The 17,680-nt window shown below is 71.5% G+C and carries 14 protein-coding genes; 10 read left to right on the top strand and 4 right to left on the bottom strand.

What is annotated here, in order from left to right; genetic code table 11:
* Positions 1 to 129 precede the first annotated feature (129 nt).
* From ABII15_RS16965 to ABII15_RS16935, 7 genes are all read left to right on the top strand, one after another.
* Positions 130 to 1,056 (top strand): LLM class F420-dependent oxidoreductase, encoded by a 927-nt coding sequence (locus ABII15_RS16965; protein ID WP_353943168.1) that lies wholly within the window; start codon positions 130 to 132, stop codon positions 1,054 to 1,056.
* Between the two features lie 11 nt (positions 1,057 to 1,067).
* The gene (locus tag ABII15_RS16960; protein ID WP_353943167.1) at positions 1,068 to 1,847 is read left to right on the top strand and encodes an SDR family NAD(P)-dependent oxidoreductase; all 780 of its coding nucleotides are present in this window, start codon (positions 1,068 to 1,070) and stop codon (positions 1,845 to 1,847) included.
* Positions 1,848 to 1,960: 113 nt separating this feature from the next.
* On the top strand, positions 1,961 to 3,079 hold the full coding sequence (locus ABII15_RS16955) for an LLM class flavin-dependent oxidoreductase (protein WP_353943166.1): 1,119 nt from the start codon (positions 1,961 to 1,963) through the stop codon (positions 3,077 to 3,079).
* Between the two features lie 264 nt (positions 3,080 to 3,343).
* Complete coding sequence (locus ABII15_RS16950; RefSeq protein WP_353943165.1) at positions 3,344 to 5,083, top strand: D-aminoacylase; 1,740 nt, start codon at positions 3,344 to 3,346, stop codon at positions 5,081 to 5,083.
* A 5-nt stretch (positions 5,084 to 5,088) separates the two neighbouring features.
* Entirely contained in the window at positions 5,089 to 6,573 is a 1,485-nt protein-coding gene (locus tag ABII15_RS16945; RefSeq protein WP_353947092.1) for an aldehyde dehydrogenase family protein, read from the top strand.
* Between the two features lie 236 nt (positions 6,574 to 6,809).
* The gene (locus tag ABII15_RS16940; protein ID WP_353943164.1) at positions 6,810 to 8,348 is read left to right on the top strand and encodes an APC family permease; all 1,539 of its coding nucleotides are present in this window, start codon (positions 6,810 to 6,812) and stop codon (positions 8,346 to 8,348) included.
* Between the two features lie 19 nt (positions 8,349 to 8,367).
* On the top strand, positions 8,368 to 8,892 hold the full coding sequence (locus tag ABII15_RS16935; protein ID WP_353943163.1) for an HAD domain-containing protein: 525 nt from the start codon (positions 8,368 to 8,370) through the stop codon (positions 8,890 to 8,892).
* Here the strand turns inward: ABII15_RS16935 and ABII15_RS16930 are convergent.
* The 3 genes from ABII15_RS16930 to ABII15_RS16920 form a co-directional block, all read right to left on the bottom strand.
* Positions 8,852 to 9,415, bottom strand: coding sequence for a DinB family protein (locus tag ABII15_RS16930; protein WP_353943162.1), 564 nt, complete (start codon positions 9,413 to 9,415; stop codon positions 8,852 to 8,854). The two genes, ABII15_RS16935 and ABII15_RS16930, sit on opposite strands and share 41 nt — an antisense overlap.
* Before the next feature lie 124 nt (positions 9,416 to 9,539).
* Entirely contained in the window at positions 9,540 to 11,075 is a 1,536-nt protein-coding gene (locus ABII15_RS16925; RefSeq protein WP_353943161.1) for a CehA/McbA family metallohydrolase, read from the bottom strand.
* A gap of 87 nt (positions 11,076 to 11,162) precedes the next feature.
* Complete coding sequence (locus ABII15_RS16920) at positions 11,163 to 11,480, bottom strand: hypothetical protein (protein WP_353943160.1); 318 nt, start codon at positions 11,478 to 11,480, stop codon at positions 11,163 to 11,165.
* Positions 11,481 to 11,629: 149 nt separating this feature from the next.
* On the opposite strand from ABII15_RS16920, the gene ABII15_RS16915 reads away from it, so the two are divergent.
* Together ABII15_RS16915 and ABII15_RS16910 are read left to right on the top strand one after the other, a co-directional pair.
* The gene (locus tag ABII15_RS16915) at positions 11,630 to 12,466 is read left to right on the top strand and encodes a TIGR03619 family F420-dependent LLM class oxidoreductase (RefSeq protein ID WP_353943159.1); all 837 of its coding nucleotides are present in this window, start codon (positions 11,630 to 11,632) and stop codon (positions 12,464 to 12,466) included.
* A 68-nt stretch (positions 12,467 to 12,534) separates the two neighbouring features.
* Positions 12,535 to 15,141, top strand: coding sequence for a bifunctional FO biosynthesis protein CofGH (locus tag ABII15_RS16910; protein WP_353943158.1), 2,607 nt, complete (start codon positions 12,535 to 12,537; stop codon positions 15,139 to 15,141).
* 13 nt (positions 15,142 to 15,154) lie between these two features.
* On the opposite strand, the gene ABII15_RS16905 is transcribed toward ABII15_RS16910, so the two are convergent.
* Positions 15,155 to 16,246, bottom strand: coding sequence for a tyrosine-protein phosphatase (locus tag ABII15_RS16905; protein WP_353943157.1), 1,092 nt, complete (start codon positions 16,244 to 16,246; stop codon positions 15,155 to 15,157).
* Between the two features lie 232 nt (positions 16,247 to 16,478).
* Between ABII15_RS16905 and ABII15_RS16900 the strand changes: the two genes are divergently transcribed.
* A complete protein-coding gene (locus tag ABII15_RS16900; RefSeq protein ID WP_353943156.1) occupies positions 16,479 to 17,594 on the top strand; it encodes an ADP-ribosylglycohydrolase family protein in 1,116 nt (371 codons plus the stop codon).
* The last annotated feature ends 86 nt before the right edge of the window (positions 17,595 to 17,680 follow it).

The raw sequence follows: 17,680 nt of genomic DNA, 5'->3' as shown, positions 1-17,680 counted from the left end.
CCAACCCAAGGGTGCGGGGAACTGCGCAGCCGGGGCCTGTGGGGTCGTACCCCTTGTCTGACGGGGTGTCAGGTACGAGGATGTGGGGCGCCGGGATGTGACGGTCCGTCAGATAGAGGGGTACCGGGTATGGCGCGGCTCGCTTACGGGATTCAGCTCCCCATTCAGTCCCAGAGCACCATGTACGCCGAGAAGTGGGAGGACGGAGCCGGAGTCGACGACCTGGTGGAGATCGCGCGGGCCGCCGACCGCGGAGGCTTCGACTACATCGCGGTCTGCGACCACGTCGGCATCCCGCGCCGCCTCGCCGACGCGATGTCGACGACCTGGTACGACCCCGTCGCCACCCTCTCCTACCTGGCGGGCGTGACCGAGCGGACCAGGCTGCTCAGCCACGTCGCCGTCGTCGCGCTGCGCCACCCGCTGCTCTCCGCCAAGAGTTACGCGACCCTCGACCACCTCAGCGGCGGACGCCTGATCCTCGGGGTCGGGGCCGGCCACGTACAGGAGGAGTTCGAGGCGCTGGGCGTCGACTTCGCGCGGCGCGGGGCGGTGCTGGACGAGACCGTCGACGCGCTCAGGGCGGCGCTCACGCAGGAGGAGTTCCCGTCCTACAAAGGGGAGTTGTTCCAGTTCGAGGGGCTGGGGCAGAAGCCCCGGCCCGCTCAGGCGCGGGTCCCCGTCTGGGTCGGCGGGTCGTCGGCGCCCGCCGTGCGCCGCGCCGCGCTCAAGGGCGACGGATGGCTCCCGCAGGGCGACCCGCGGGAACAGCTCGCCGAGAAGATCCGGACCATCGGGCGGCTGCGCGCCGACGCCGGGATCGAGGCGCCCCTGACCATCGGGGCCATCGCCGAGCCGCTGTACATCGGCGAACCCTCCTGGCACGTCGGACGGCGCACCCTCACCGGCTCCCCGGACGAACTGGCCGAGTCGCTGCGCGCGTACGCGGCGATGGGCGTGCACCAGATCCAGGTGCGCTTCCGCAGCCGCGGCCGGACCGAACTCGTCGACCAGATCGCCGCCTTCGCGGACGGCGTGGCACCCCAACTCACCTGAGGAGCAAGGGCATGGGCAAGCTGGACGGGCGCGTCGTTCTCATCACGGGCGCGGCGCGCGGGCAGGGCGAGAAGGAGGCGCGGCTGTTCGCCGCCGAGGGGGCGAAGGTCGTCCTCGCGGATGTCCTCGACGATCAGGGGGAGGCCGTCGCCAAGGAGATCGGCGGTCACTTCGTCCACCTCGACGTCAGCAAGGAGGAGGACTGGGGCGCTGCGGCGCGCGCCGCCAAGGACGCCTTCGGGAAGATCGACGGGCTGGTCAACAACGCGGGCATCCTGCGCTTCAACGAACTGACCAGCACCCCGCTGGAGGAGTTCCAGCAGATCATGAACGTCAATCAGGTCGGCGCCTTCCTCGGGATCAAGACCATCGCCCCCGAGATCGCCGCCGCGGGCGGCGGGTCGATCGTGAACACCTCCTCGTTCACCGGGATCACGGGCATGGCGCTGGTCGGCGCGTACGCCGCGAGCAAGCACGCCATCGTCGGGCTCACCCGGGTCGCCGCCCTGGAGCTCGCGGCCAAGAAGATCCGCGTCAACGCCGTCTGCCCGGGCGCCATCGACACCGCGATGAGCAACCCCGCCCAGCTCGACCCGGGCGGCGACATCCAGGCCGGCACCGAGGCCCTCGACGAGCTGTACCGCAAGCTCGTGCCGCTCGGCCGGGTCGGCAGGCCCGAGGAGGTCGCGCGGCTCGCGCTGTTCCTCACCGCCGAGGAGGACTCCGCGTACATCACCGGGCAGCCGTTCGTCGTCGACGGCGGCTGGCTCGCCGGGGTCAGCATCATCTAGCCGACGGCATTGCCTGACGATGCGTCAGCTATTGACGGTCACAGGTCGCAGTGGAACAGTCATCCCATCCAATCTGACGGATCGTCAGAAACTGACGAGGACGGTGAACCTCCTTGGAATTCGGGCTCTTTGTACAGGGATACGTGGGCAAGCAGGCGCTGACCGACCCCACCGCCGAGCACCGCGCGCTCATGAACGAGACCGAGTACGTCATCCAGGCGGACAAGTCCGGCTTCAAGTACGCCTGGGCGTCCGAGCACCACTTCCTGGAGGAGTACTCGCACCTCTCGGCGAACGACGTGTTCCTCGGGTACCTGGCGCACGCGACCGACCGGATCCACCTCGGCTCCGGCATCTTCAACCCGCTGGCCCAGGTGAACCATCCGGTGAAGGTCGCCGAGAAGGTCGCCATGATGGACCACCTCAGCGAGGGGCGGTTCGAGTTCGGCAGCGGGCGCGGCGCCGGCAGCCACGAGATCCTCGGCTTCATCCCTGGTGTGACGGACATGAACTACACCAAGGAGATCTGGGAAGAGACCATCGCCGAGTTCCCGAAGATGTGGCTCCAGGACGAGTACGTCGGGTTCCAGGGCAAGCACTGGTCGCTGCCGCCGCGCAAGATCTTCCCCAAGCCGCACGGCACGTCGCACCCCGCCATGTGGTACGCGGCCGGGTCCCCGCCCTCGTACGCGATGGCCGCCAGGAAGGGGCTCGGCGTGCTCGGCTTCAGCGTCCAGAAGGTCTCGGACATGGAGTGGGTCCTTGAGCAGTACAAGACCGCCATCCAGGACCCGGACCCCATCGGTGACTTCGTCAACGACAACGTCATGGTGACGTCGACGGCCATCTGTGCCGAGACCCATGACAAGGCCGTCGACATCGCGGTGAGCGGCGGGCTCAACTACCTCCAGTCGCTGGTCTTCCGGTACCACGACACGTTCCCGCGGCCCGAGGGCATTCCCGAGTGGCCCGAGGTCCTTCCCGAGTACAACCGGGAGATCATCGAACTCCTCATCGCCGAGGAGCTGATGATCTGCGGTGACCCGGGCGAGGTGCTTCAGCAGTGCAAGCGCTGGGAGCAGGCCGGGGCCGACCAGCTCTCCTTCGGGCTGCCGATCGGGATCTCGCACGAGGACACGCTGAACTCGATCAAGCTCATCGGGGAGCATGTGATCCCGAAGATCGACACGGATCCGGTGCATCGGACGACCCGGTTCCGGTCGGCCGCGTAGCGCTCCGCGACTGCCCCGGTTCTCCTCCTCCCGGACAGGAGGGCCGGGGCTCCCCTCTTGTCGCTGTCACGGGGCTCCGCCCCGGACCCCGCTCCTCAATCGCCGGAGGGGCTTGGTTTGGGGCTCTGCCCCGGACCCCGTTCCTCAATCGCCGGAGGGGCTTGTTGTGCCCCGCCGAGGGGCTTGTTGTGACCCCGCCAGGAGGAGCTTGATGTGCCCCGTCGGGGGCTTGATTCTGCTGGGCTCGATCGTTGAGGAGCAGGCATGCTCGACCACCTGATCAAGGGCGCCACCGTCGTCGACGGGACCGGTGCCCCCGCCTACGTCGCCGATGTCGGCATCCGTGACGGGCGCATCGCCGTTATCGCCGAGCCCGGAGCCGTCGCCGAGCGGGCGCGGACGAGCGAGGACGCCTCGGGGCTCGTGCTCGCTCCCGGGTTCGTCGATCCGCACACGCACTATGACGCGCAGCTGTTCTGGGACCCGTACGCGACGCCCTCCCTCAACCATGGTGTGACCACGGTCGCGGGCGGCAACTGCGGCTTCACGCTCGCCCCGCTCAACCCCGAGCGGCCCGACGACGCCGACTACACGCGGCGGATGATGTCGAAGGTCGAGGGGATGTCGCTGGTCGCGCTCGAAGAGGGGGCGCCCTGGAGCTGGAACTCGTTCGGGGAGTACCTCGACGCCCTCGACGGACGGATCGCGGTCAACGCCGGTTTCATGGTGGGGCACTGCGCGCTGCGCCGGTACGTGATGGGGGCGGACGCCGTCGGCGGGCAGCCCAGCGAGCAGCAGATGGACGCCATGCTCGCGCTGTTCCACGAGGCCATGGACGCCGGTGCCTGGGGGCTGTCCACCACCCAGTCCTCCACGCACTCCGACGGTGACGGCAAGCCGGTCGCGTCGCGGCACGCGCTGCCCGCCGAACTCATCGCGCTCAGCAAGGCGGTCGGCGAGCACGAGGGCACCCAGATCGAGGCCATCGTCGCCGGGTGCCTCGATCAGTTCAGCGACGACGAGATCGACCTGTTCGTCGAGATGAGCGCCGCCGCCGGGCGGCCCCTGAACTGGAACGTGCTGACCATCGACGCCGCCGTCCCCGAACGCGTACCGCGCCAGCTCGCCGCGAGTGAGCGGGCCCGCGAGTCGGGCGGCCGGATCATCGCCCTGACCATGCCGATCCTGACCCCGATGAACATGTCGCTCGGCACGTTCTGCGCGCTCAACCTCATCCCCGGCTGGGGCGACGTCCTCGGGCTGCCCGTGGACGAGCGGATCGAGCGGCTCCGGGACCCGGACGTGCGCGCCGAGATGCTGCGCCGCGCCGACAGCAAGGAGGCCGGCGTCTTCCGGCGGCTCGCCGACTTCGGGCGGTACGTCATCGGGGACACCTACTCGGAGGCGAACGCGGGGCTGACCGGGCGCGTGGTGAAGGACATCGCCGCCGAGCGCGGGCAGGAGCCCTTCGAGGCCCTGGTCGAGATCTGCGCCAACGACCGGCTGCGGACGGTCCTGTGGCCGATGCCGACCGACAACGACCCCGACTCGTGGGCGCTGCGCGCCGAGGCCTGGGGCCACGAGGACGTCATGCTGGGCGGCTCCGACGCCGGGGCGCACCTGGACCGGATGTGCGGGGCCCCGTACACGACCCGGTTCATCGGGGACTGTCTGCGCGGGCGCAGGCTGGTCTCCCTGGAGCAGGCCGTGAAGATGCTGACCTCGGACCCGGCCGAGCTGTTCGGGCTGCGCGAGCGCGGGACGGTCCAGGAGGGCTTCCACGCCGATCTGGTGCTCTTCGACCCGGAGGCCATCGACGCGGGCAAGGCGACCCTGGTGCACGACCTGCCCGGCGACAGCCCCCGCCTCGACTCCAAGGCCATCGGCATCACGGCGGTGTGGGTCAACGGGGTCGAGGCCATCCGCGGCGACGTCGTCAGCGGCGCCGTGCCCGGCAAGGTGCTCCGCTCGGGGCAGGACACCCGGACGGTGAGCACCAAGTGAGCGCTGTGGACGACACCTCGGGAAAGCTGTTCATCGGGGGCGAGTGGGTCGAGCCCGCGGGCGGTACGTACGACGTGGTCGACCCGGCGAGCGAGCGGGTCGTCGGCGCCGCCCCCGAGGCCACGCGGCAGCAGGTGCACGACGCCGCGCGCGCCGCCCGCGACGCCTTCGGGCCCTGGTCGCGCACGACGCCCCAGGAGCGGGCCGCGATCCTCGACCGGGCCGCCGACCTGATGCAGCGCGATTTCGCGGCCAACGCCGAGCTGGCGCAGGCCGAGAGCGGCGCCACCACCGGGACGGCGCGCGGGATGCAGGTCGGCGTCGGCGTCACCCGGTTCCGGCGGTACGCGCGCGGCGCCCTCGAACCCGTCGAGGAAGGGCTGGCGCCGCAGATCAACGAGGCCGGGCCGATGGGGAAGGCCGGGGTGATGGGCGCGCTCGCGGTGCGCCAGCCGGTCGGCGTCGTCACCTGCATCACCTCGTACAACAACCCGTGGGCCAACCCGGCGGGCAAGGTCGCGCCCGCGCTCGCCATGGGCAACACCGTCGTCGTGAAGCCCGCCCCGCAGGACCCGCTCTCCGTGTACCGGATGGCGGCCGCGCTGGCGGAGGCCGGGGCGCCGCCGGGTGTGGTGAACGTGGTCAGCGGGGCAGCCGTGGACGTCGGCGAGGCGGCCGTCGACGCTCCGGACGTGGACATGGTCAGCTTCACCGGCTCCACCGCCGTCGGTCAGCGCATCGGCGAGGTGTGCGGGCGCTCCATGAAGCGGCAGCTGATGGAGCTGGGCGGCAAGGGCGCCGCGATCGTCTTCGGCGACGCCGACCTGGACTCGGCCGTCGCCGGGATCGGCACCACGTACGCCTTCTACAGCGGGCAGATCTGCACGGCGCCGACCCGGGCGCTCGTGCACCGCTCGGTGTACGACGCGTTCGTCGACAAGCTCACCGCGTACATCGGGTTCATGAAGGTCGGCGACCCGAGGGAGCGGGGCACGGTCGTCGGGCCGGTCATCTCGGCGGCGCACCGCGAGCGCGTGGAGTCGTACGTGGAGCTGGGGCGCAAGGAGGGGGCGACGGTGGTCGCGGGCGGGGAACGGCCCGCCGGTCCCGGCACGGACACGGGGTTCTACGTCGCGCCCACGCTGCTCGCCGGCTGCACCAACGACATGCGGGTGGTGCGCGAGGAGATCTTCGGGCCGGTCGTGACGGTCGTCCCCTTCGACGGGGAGGGGCCGGGCGACGAGGACGAGGCGGTGGCGCTGGCCAACGACTCCGACTACGGGCTCATCGACTACGTCTGGTCCGGCGACGTCGCCCGCGCCTTCCGGGTCGCGCGGCGGCTGCGGGCCGGCGGGGTCGGGGTGAACACGGTCGGGCGGAACATGGAGGCGCCGTTCGGCGGGTTCAAGAAGAGCGGGGTGGGGCGCGACGTCGGCTCGTACGCGCTGCACGCGTACAGCGAGCTGCAGTCGATCGTGTGGCCCGGGTGACGTGACCCGGGCGACGTGACCCAACCGTCACGGGAAAATTTTGAACGGGGCATATCGGACCCGGCTGCGATTACCGAATATCGGACACCGGGCCGATCTCCTTGCATTGACAGCCGCAGTCTGTAATTGTCCAGCTGAGTCGAAAGTGATTGCCCGGATTGCCCATCGATTGGCAAGTGGTGCAGACGGTGTGAATCCCGCCAGATGTGGAAACCGCAGGATTTAACGTCCTGTTCATGACTCAGCTGGACGTGCGGCCCCAGGAGGGCACAGGGAAGAGCGGGGGCAAGGGCCTCGGCGGGAACTCCGTCGGGCTGCTCGGCAGTGCCGTCATCGGCATCTCCACGGTCGCGCCCGTCTACTGCCTCACCTCGACCCTCGGCTCCACGGCCGGCGAGGTCGGTCTCCAGATGCCCGCGGTGTTCCTGGCCGGGTTCCTGCCGATGCTGCTGGTCGCGTTCGCGTACCGGGAGCTGAACAAGGTGATGCCGGACTGCGGCACGTCCTTCACCTGGACCGTGAAGGCCTTCGGGCCGCGCGTGGGCTGGATGTGCGGCTGGGGTCTCGTCATCGCGACGATCATCGTGCTGTCGAATCTGGCCGGCGTCGCGACCTCGTACTTCTGGCTGCTCGCCGGAGAGATCACGAACAGCGCCTCCGTGGCGGACCTCGACGGCAACAAGGCCGTCCACATCCTCACGTGCCTGGCCCTGATCGCGGCGGCGACCGCGATCAGCTATCGCGGGATGACCGCCACGAAGGGCGTGCAGTACACCCTGGTCGGCCTTCAGCTGGTGGTGCTCGCCGTCTTCGTCGTGATGGCGGTGTCGAAGGCGGGCTCGGCGGACTTCCCGACCTCGGCGCACTTCTCCTGGTCGTGGCTGAACCCGTTCTCGGTGCAGTCCTTCGGCGCGTTCACCGCCGGGCTGTCCCTGTCGATCTTCATGTACTGGGGCTGGGACACCTGCCTGACCGCCAACGAGGAGACGATCGGCTCCGACCGGACGCCGGGGCGCGCCGCGCTCATCGCGATGGTCGTCCTCGTCGGCTCCTACCTGGCCACGGGCGTCGCCGCCCAGATGATCGTCGGCTCCGGCGGGAAGGGCCTCGGCCTTGCCAACCCGGACACCTCCGACAACGTCTTCGCCGCGCTGGCCGGTCCGGTGATGGGCCCCACCCTCGGCATCCTGCTCTTCGTCGCGGTCCTCGCCTCGGCGGCGGCCAGCCTCCAGACGACGTTCATCCCCGTCGCCCGTACCGTCCTCGCCATGTCGACCTACGAGGCGCTCCCGGCCTCGTACGCCCGCGTCCACCCGCGCTTCAGGACGCCGGGCCGGGCCACCGTCACGGCGGGCGTCGCGACGGCCGTCTTCTACACGGTCATGACGCTGGTCTCCGAGCACGTCCTCGTCGACACGATCTACGCGCTCGGCCTCATGATCTGCTTCTACTACGCGCTGACGGCGTTCGCCTGCGCCTGGTACTTCAAGGCGGAGCTGACCGCCTCCCTCCGCGACTTCGCCTTCAAGGGCCTGTTCCCGGCCCTGGGCGGCCTCCTGCTGTCGGCGGTCTTCGTGAAGACCCTGGTGGACATGTGGAACCCGGAGTACGGCAGCGGCTCCTCGGTCTTCGGCATCGGCTCGGTCTTCGTCATCGGCGTCGGCCTGCTGCTCATCGGCGTCCTGATCATGCTGGTGATGGGCCGCAGGAGCCCGGCCTTCTTCCGCGGCGAGATCCTGAACCGCCAGACCGAGGTGCTGGTGGTGGAGGAGTAGGGCGGCGGATGCTGGGCGCATGACGGACGCGCCCCTGCTCTTCCTCGACGTCGACGGCCCGCTGATCCCCTTCGGGAACCCGGCGGGCCATCGCACGTACCCGGGCCCCTGGACCCCGGGCCCGCACGAGAACCCCCTCCTGCCCCGTGTCGACCCGGCCCTCGGGCCGCTGCTGCGCGCGCTGCCGTGCGAGCTGGTGTGGGCCACGACCTGGGGCGCCGAGGCCAACGCGTCCGTGGCCCCGTGGCTCGGCCTGCCCGCGCTCCCGGTCGTGGAATGGCCCGACACGGCGGACGAGCCGCCCGGGGACGGCACGCACTGGAAGCTCCGCACCCTGGTGGCGTGGGCCGCCGGGCGTTCGTTCGTCTGGGTCGATGACGAGGTCGGTCCCGCGGACCGGGTGTGGGGGCGGGACCGACTGGCGGGTGCCGCGCTGTTGTACCGGGTGGACCCGGGGCGCGGGCTGCGCGGTGACGATGTCGAGGCGATCGGGGCCTGGCTCGCTAGGCCATGCTCTGCGCGCCGTCCAGCGACTCCCGGATGATGTCGGCGTGGCCGCAGTGCTGGGCGGTCTCGGCCACGAGGTGCATCAGGACGCGGCGGATCGACCAGGCGGTGCCGGGCTCGTGCCACGGGGCCTTCGGCAGCGGCCAGGACGCGTTCAGGTCGGGCAGCGAGACCACCACGGCGTCGGTGTCGCGGGCCGCCTCCTCATAGGCGGCCAGGACGCCCGCCAGCGTCTCGCCGGGCAGCATCCGGAAGCTCTCCGCGCGCTGGGCCCAGTCCTCCTCGGTCATGGCGGTGAAGTCGGGCATCGCCGACGGGCCGTGCTGCATGAACCGCACCCAGCTCCGCTCCACCGAGGTGAGGTGCTTGATCAGCCCGCCCACGCACAGCTCACTGGCGGTGGTCCGCAGACCGGCCTGCTCGTCGGTGAGGTCGCGCGCTGTGAACCGGAGGAAGTGCCGCTGCTTGGCCAGCCCTTCGAGCCAGTCGGCGTGCTCGCCGGTGGGGACCGCGGTGGTGTGCTCGTCCTGTGCGCGGGTGAGCGTCTCTTCGGTGGTCATGATGTCCGCCTTCCGTGAGCTGCTGGGAACCGTCCCCGGGTCCTCTCGGGGCCGCTGGGGTGCCGGCTGTGCCACGGTAGGAGTCATCTAGGCCAGCCTCCGTCCTAGATGCGCCGGGCGCGGCTCACGCCCCCAGGAAGATCGGGTTCGTGAACGCCGTCAGGGCGCCGGGCAGCCCCGGCACCGTCGCCGGGTGGCGGACCTCGGCCCGGACGTAGGCCGCGTAGGACGGAGTCGTGTGCCAGGTCGCCGTGCCCGTACCGGAGTCGGGCAGCGGTGCCGACGTGAACAGGGTGCCCTCGTCCGTGACGATGTGCAGGGTGCAGCCGGGGGCGCCCCTGACCTCCAGGGTCACCGTCACCGGGGTGTCGGCGGCGACCGCGAGGCGCTCCCCGAGACCGGCCGTCCGGCCCCGGCCGCCGCTCGCCGTGAAGGCGACCTCGACGTCCTTGGTCTCGGCGACGTAGGCGTGCCCCGCCCTGATGCCCGCCTGGATCGCGGCCCACGTCAGATCGTCGGCGAGGACCACCGTCTGGGGGCCGCCGACCCGGTCCGGATCGCGGTGGGCGTCGCTGTTGCCCATCGCGGGCAGCCAGGAGCCGCGGCCGCCGCTGCCGCGTGAACGGGCGTAGGAGACAAGGGTGTTGTCCCAGTCGGCCAGGGAGACCTCGTCGTCCGCCGTGTACGGGCCGTTCCACACCTCCACCGCGTCCGCCTCGCCGAAGCCGAACTTCCAGCCGCAGCCGATGCACGTCGCGTGCGGATGCGCCGGGACGACCAGACCGCCCGCCCGCCGGATCCGGTCGGCGTACTTCGCCCAGCGGTTGTCCCGCGCCCGGTAGCGCCAGTCCACGAACGTGCCCGGGTCGGTGCCGAGGGCGACGACATGGCCGTTGCGGGTAGTGATCTCCTCGCCGAGCATCACCAGCAGGTCGTCGCCCGCCACGTCCGCCCAATGCGCGTGCGCGGACTGGGTGTTGTGGTCGGAGGTGTTGATGAAGTCCAGGCCCGCCGCCCGCGCCAGCGCGCCGATCTCGGCGGGCGTGCGCCGGCCGTCCGAGTACCAGGAGTGCAGATGGCAGTCGCCGCGGTACCAGGCCCGGCCGCGCCCGCGCGCCCGCTGGGGCGGATAGGACGGCACGGGCGTCTCGCCGGGCTCGCCGTGGGTGAGCGTCACCGTGACCGTGTACGGCAGTCCGTCCGGCGCCACCGTGTACGGGCCCAGCGCGATGTGCCAGGTCCCGGCCCGCACCGGCCCCGGCACATAGCCGGGCGTCGCGTCGTCGGCGCGCACGAAGAACTCGCTGCGGGCCCCGCCCGACCAGCCCCGGAAGCCCTCGCCGCCGAGCGCCGTGCCGCGCTCGTCGAAGAGGCCGATGTCCAGCGCGTTGTTCTGCGTACCCGCCGGCACCGTGGCCTTCGTGTACGTGTACGCGACCCTGATCTCCCGTACCCCGCGCGGCACCTCGACCGGCAGGTACACGAAGTCGGGCGCGCCCGGCGGCAGCGTGCCCGTCAGCGTGCGGGTCGACGAAGAGCCCTCGGCGGCGTCGGCGAAGCTCATGGTGCCGAGCGTAAGCGCGGTGGCCGCGCCGGTCACCAGCAGCGCGCGCCTGCCGAGGTCTCCTCTGTCGTCTCCGTGATCGGCGTCCGTGCACATGTGGCGGCTCCCCAGAGTGTCGGATGTGGCCCGGGCAACTCTGGTATTGAGCCGTTAACCGCTCTCCAATGGAAGGGGAGCGGCGGATTACGACCGGGAGCGTTTGCGGAACAGGCCCACGACGACCAGCACCACGAGCACCAGCAGAATGATCAGGATCAGGCCGACTTTGCCGATCGACCCGCCGTGCCGCGATTTGTGCCGCCGCTTGGATTTGCCGATCCGCGTCACCGACTTGGCCACCGTGACCTTGCGCGGCGCCGACGCCGACGCGGGCTCGTGCCCCGCCGCAGCGGCGGCCGCCGACACCGTCACGGCTCCGGTGCGCGGGGCCGCCGTCGCCGGTACGGCCCCGAACAGCAGCGCTCCCAGCAGCACCAGCACCGCCGCGGGACGTGAACGCACAGACATCGGAATACCCCCGTGAAGAATGACGCGATGAGAACTCCGTACCGCCTTTCGCAAAAGGCCGGTAAAGAGCTGTCGCGGAATGCGATCAGGGGAGCGTAGCCCTGCCCATGGACTCCTGGAACCCCCGCCGGTAGGAAAGCCGCATGCGGATCTCGACCACGATCTTCCTGACCGACGAGACCATCACGCCGGTGCGCCTCGCCCGCGAACTCCAGCAGCGCGGCTTCGCCGGGCTCTACCTCCCCGAGCACACCCACATCCCCGTGGAGCGCACCACCCCGTACCCCAACGGCGGTGACCTGCCCCGCGAGTACACCCGCACCCTCGACCCGTTCGTCGCCCTCGCCCAGGCCGCCGCCGTCACCGACCGCCTCACGCTCGGCACCGGCGTCACCCTGCCCATGGAGCACGACCCGATCGCCCTGGCCAAGCAGATCGCCACCCTCGACCACCTCTCCGGCGGCCGCTTCACGCTCGGCGTCGGCTTCGGCTGGAACCGCGAGGAGGCCGCCGACCACGGCGTCACCGACTGGCGCGCCCGCCGCGACCTCGTCCTCGAACGGATGGGCGTGATGCGGGCGCTGTGGGCCGACGGACCCACGGCGTACGAGGGCGAGTCCGGCCCGGGCGTCCGCGCCAGCCACGCCTTCCCCAAACCGGTGCGCGGCGGCGCGCCCCGCACCCTCGTCGGCGGCGCCGCCGGCCCGAAGCTCTTCACGCACATCTGCGCCTACGCCGACGGCTGGATGCCCATCGGCGGCGCCGGGCTGAGCCGGACCCTGCCCGAGCTGAAGGAGCGCTGGCAGGAGGCGGGCCGGGACCCCGACGCGCTGACGATCGTGCCGTACGCGGTGCTGCCGACCCCGGGCAAACTCGCGCACTACGCCGAGCAGGACATCGAGGAGGTCGTCCTGCAACTGCCGCCGGGGGACACCGCGACCGTGCTGAAGACGCTGGACGACTATGCCCAGTACGTGTGAGGGGCCGCGCGGAACGCCCCCGGGGTGCGCTCTCGTGGGCCGCGGGGCACCGCTCGTATGCTCAATTCATGAGTGATCAGGACGCCGTACCCCAGACGCAGCAGACCGACCGGCCCACGGCCAACGCGATGCGCCGCGCCCTGAAACGGGCCAGGGACGGCGTCGCGCTCGATGTCACGGAGGCCGCCGTGCTGCTCCAGGCGCGCGGCGCCGACCTGGACGACCTCACGGCGTCGGCCGCCCGGGTGCGCGACGCGGGCCTGGAGGCCGCGGGCCGGCCCGGCGTCATCACGTACTCCAAGAGCGTCTTCATCCCGCTCACCCGGCTGTGCCGCGACAAGTGCCACTACTGCACGTTCGTGACCGTCCCCGGCAAGCTGCGGCGCGCCGGGCACGGGATGTTCATGTCGCCGGACGAGGTCCTGGACGTCGCGCGCAAGGGCGCCGAACTCGGCTGCAAGGAAGCCCTCATCACCCTCGGCGACAAGCCCGAGGACCGCTGGCCCGAGGCCCGCGAGTGGCTCGACGCGCACGGCTACGACGACACCATCGCCTACGTGCGCGCCATATCCATCCGCATCCTGGAGGAGACGGGCCTGCTCCCGCACCTCAACCCCGGGGTGCTCTCCTGGACCGACTTCCAGCGCCTCAAGCCCGTCGCGCCGAGCATGGGCATGATGCTGGAGACGACCGCCGAACGCCTGTGGTCCGAGCCCGGCATGCCGCACCACGGCTCCCCGGACAAGGAACCGGCCGTGCGGCTGCGGGTCCTGGAGGACGCCGGCCGCTCCTCGGTCCCCTTCACCAGCGGGCTGCTGATCGGCATCGGCGAGACCTACGAGGAGCGCGCCGAGTCGCTGTTCGCGCTGCGCCGCACCGCACGCTCGTACCACGGCATCCAGGAACTGATCATCCAGAACTTCCGCGCGAAGCCGGACACGGCGATGCGCGGCATGCCCGACGCCGACCTCGACGACCTCGTCGCCACGGTCGCCGTCGCCCGGCACATCATGGGCCCGTCCGGCAATCTCCAGGCCCCGCCGAACCTGGTCGACGGCGAGTACACGCGGCTCATCGGCGCGGGCATCGACGACTGGGGCGGCGTCTCCCCGGTGACCATCGACCACGTCAACCCCGAGAAGCCGTGGCCGAAGCTGGAGGAGCTGGCCGGGCAGTCGGCGCAGGCCGGTTTCGAGCTGCGCGAACGGCTGTGCGTGTACCCGGAGTTCGTGACGCGCGGCGAGCCGTGGCTCGACCCGCGCCTGCTCCCGCACGTGCGCGCGCTGGCCGACCCGGACACCGGCCTCGCGATCGCGGACGCGCCGGTCGTGGGCCGCCCGTGGCAGGAGCCCGACGAGGGCTACGTCGCCTCCTCGGGCCGCACCGACCTGCACCGCACCATCGACACCGACGGCCGCACGTCCGACCGCCGCGACGACTTCGACGAGGTGTACGGCGACTGGGAGGCGCTGCGCGAGCAGGCGGCGCCCGGCATGGTCCCGTCCCGCATCGACGGCGACGTACGGGAGGCGCTGGCGGTCGCGGCCGACGACCCGACGAAGCTCACCGACGACCAGGCCCTCGCCCTGCTGCACGCGGACGGCCCGGCCCTCGACGCCCTCTGCAAGGTCGCCGACGACATCCGCAGAACGGTGAACGGCGACGACGTCACGTACATCGTCACGCGGAACATCAACTTCACGAACGTCTGCTACACCGGCTGCCGCTTCTGCGCCTTCGCCCAGCGCCGCACGGACGCCGACGCGTACACCCTGTCGCTCGACCAGGTCGCGGACCGGGCCCAGCAGGCGTGGGAGGTCGGCGCGGTCGAGGTCTGCATGCAGGGCGGCATCCACCCGGACCTGCCCGGCACGGCCTACTTCGACATCGCGAAGGCCGTGAAGGAACGCGTGCCCGGCATGCACGTCCACGCCTTCTCACCGATGGAGGTCGTGAACGGCGCGACCCGCACCGGCATGTCCATCCGCGAGTGGCTGACCGCCGCCAAGGAGGCGGGCCTCGACTCGATCCCCGGCACGGCCGCCGAGATCCTCGACGACGAGGTCCGCTGGGTCCTCACCAAGGGCAAACTGCCCACGGCCACCTGGATCGAGGTCATCAAGACGGCCCACGAACTGGGCATCCGCTCCTCGTCCACGATGATGTACGGGCATGTGGACCAGCCCCGCCACTGGCTCGGGCATCTGCGGACCCTGGCCGGCATCCAGCAGGAGACGGGCGGCTTCACGGAGTTCGTGACGCTGCCGTTCATCCACACCAACGCTCCGGTCTACCTGGCGGGCATCGCCCGCCCCGGCCCGACCACCCGCGACAACCGTGCCGTCACCGCCATGGCCCGCATCCTGCTCCACCCGCACATCCCCAACATCCAGACCAGCTGGGTGAAGCTGGGCACCGAGGGCGCCGCCGAGATGCTCCGCTCCGGCGCCAACGACCTCGGCGGCACCCTGATGGAGGAGACCATCTCCCGCATGGCGGGCTCCTCCTACGGCTCGTACAAGTCCGTCAAGGACCTGATCGCGGTCGCCGACGCGGCGGGCCGCCCGGCGAAGCCCCGGACGACCCTGTACGGCACCGTCCCGGACGAACGGGTCCACGCGGCGGCGGCCTCGGACGGGCATCTGCCGGAGCTGCTGCCCGTGTTGGAGGACTGAGGGCGGGCGCCGCTCAGACCAGCAGGTCGCGCTTGAGGTCGCGGAGTTCGCTCTTGCTGAGGCCGAGGCCCTGGCGCTCGTACGCGTCGAAGGAGCCGAAGGTCTTCCTCACCTCGTCGAAGCCGGAGTTCAGGTACTCGGCGCGGACGTCGAGGAGCGGCTTGTAGACCTTGGCCTGCTCCGGCGGCATCGAGGCGAGGGCCGCCGCGTTGGCCTCGGCGCGGTAGTCGTTCGAGGCGAGGTAGTCGGCCATGACCGTCTCGCGGGGAACGCCGAGCGCGGTGAGCAGCGCGGCGTTCGCCCAGCCCGTGCGGTCCTTGCCCGCCGTGCAGTGGAAGAGGACGCTGTCGCCGTCGGCGATGCCGCCGAAGACCTTCTGGTAGGCGCTCTTCGCGGAGGCGCCGCTGACCATGAACTTCTCGCCCTCGGTCATCATGGCGACGGCCGCGGCCTCGGTCGTGGGCAGCGTGGTGCCGGTGTCCTGGCCCGCGAGGACGTCCGCGACCACGTACGAGGTGCCGCTCGGGACCCGGTCGGGCGCGGCGGAGCGCTCGGAGGCCATCCGCAGGTCGAAGTCCGTGTCGATGCCGAGCCGCTTCAGCTTGGCGAGGTCGGCGCCGGTCAGCTTGTCGAGCGCGTCCGAGCGGTAGATCTCGCCCATCTTCACCCAGTGGCCGTCGGTGGTGCGGTAGCCGCCGGCGTCGCGGAAGTTCACCGCGCCGTCCAGCTTGACGAGACGGTCGGCCAGGCGCAGACCGCGGCCGTGGTCGGGGGTGAGGTCGAACCACTGGCGGTCGACGTGCGCGGGCAGACCGGTGACCTTCACCTTGCCGGTGGAGCCGCCGCTCGCCACGGTGCGGCCGTTCGCCTTGACGGTGACGTGCCGGGTGCCGGGCGCCTTCCAGGTGATCTCGTACGTGCCCGGGGTCGCCGCCGCCGTCACCACGGCCTGCGTGAAGGGGATCCGGGCGGACGATGCGTGGTGCCCGGCGTGTGCGGAGTGCGCGGAGGCCGCGGGGGCTGCGAGAGTGGCCAGGAAGGCGGCGGCCGACAGAGCGGTGACCGTGCCCCTGACACGCGTCATCTGCTGCTTCGTGTGCGTCATGAGGCGGATGCTTCGGCCCGTCGGAGAGCGGGGCGCGACGGGGCGGTGAACGGAGCGGGAACCTCAGGAAGCGGACTCTTCTGTACCTTCGCGAACAGGGCAAATACGTGCCGAAGTGACCACAAGGGCGTCTCTTCCCATACCAGTTGAGGTCGCTTGGATCACTGAAGCGAACGTTCCTGGTCGATTACAGTGCTGCGAGTCGAGGGCCGCAGGGCAGCGAAGGAGAGCCATGGGCGCACCACCCGCCGCCGGGGCCGTCTGGGGCCGCGCCGAACAGCAGGACTTCCGCAGCCGGGTGCGCGGCGCGCTGCTCGGCTCCGCGCTCGGCGACGCGCTGGGCGCCCCGCTCGACGAGAAGGCCCCGGAGGACGCCCCGAAGGCGAGCGGCGCCGAGCTGCTGCCCGCCTTCGGCCGCACCGGCGCCGTCACCGCCGCCACCCAGCTCGCGCTGTTCACCGTCGACGGGCTGATCCGCGCCCAGGTGCGCCGCGACACCGGCGCCTGGCATCCGCCCACCGACGTGCACCGCGCCTATCTGCGGTGGGCCGCCACCCAGCGCGACTGGGGGCCCGACGAGCGGCGCAAGGAGGACGGCTGGCTGGCCCGCGAGGAGTGGCTGTACGCGCGCCGCGGTGCCGCCTCCGCCTGCCTGCTCGGGCTCGGCAACGACGTCATGGGCACCCTGGACAAGCCCAAGAACCCCGACGCGGACGGGCCCGAGGCGGCGACGCGGTCCGCCGGGTTCGGGCTGCTGGTCGGCTGGGAGCCGCAGCTCGTGCTCCAGCTGGCCGTCGAGTGTGCCGTCCACACCCACGGGGCGCCCGAGGCGTATCTGTCGGCGGGCGCCTACGCCGTGATCGTGCACGCCCTCGCGCGCGGGGACTCGCTGGACGCCGCCGTGCAGCGCGCTCTCGCCCTGCTCGCCGCCCGGCCCGGGCATCCGCCGGTCGTGGACGCGCTCAAGCATGCGCTGGGGGCCGTGCGGCAGGGGATGCCGAACGCCGCGCGGGTCGGGGAGCTGGTCGGTGACGGCGGGGCCGTCGGGGCGCTTGCCGGGGCCGTGTACTGCGCGCTGGTCGGGGAGGACATCCGGCACGGGCTCGGGCTCGCCGTTCACCACGACGGGCCTTCGGCTGCCGTCGGGGCGTTGTGCGGGGGGTTGTTGGGGGCGTTGCACGGGGAGACCGCGTTGCCTCCGGCGTGGGTGGTGGAGCTTGAGGGTCGGCCCACGATCTTGGAGCTGGCCGATGATTTCGCCATGGAGATGACGCAGGGGGCCGCGCTGCACGGGCCGGCCGGTGCGTCGGAGGGCTGGCTGGCGCGGTATCCCCGGGCCGCCGGGTAGTTCGTCACGCGCGGCCCGGTGGCCGCTTCTCGCGCAGTTCCCCGCGCCCCTGGAACGAGCTGCGCTCGCCCAGGGGCGCGACACCC

The organism is Streptomyces sp. HUAS MG91 (genome assembly GCF_040529335.1).
Lineage (GTDB): Bacteria > Actinomycetota > Actinomycetes > Streptomycetales > Streptomycetaceae > Streptomyces > Streptomyces tabacisoli.
This window is presented reverse-complemented; position numbering and strand designations above follow the sequence as displayed.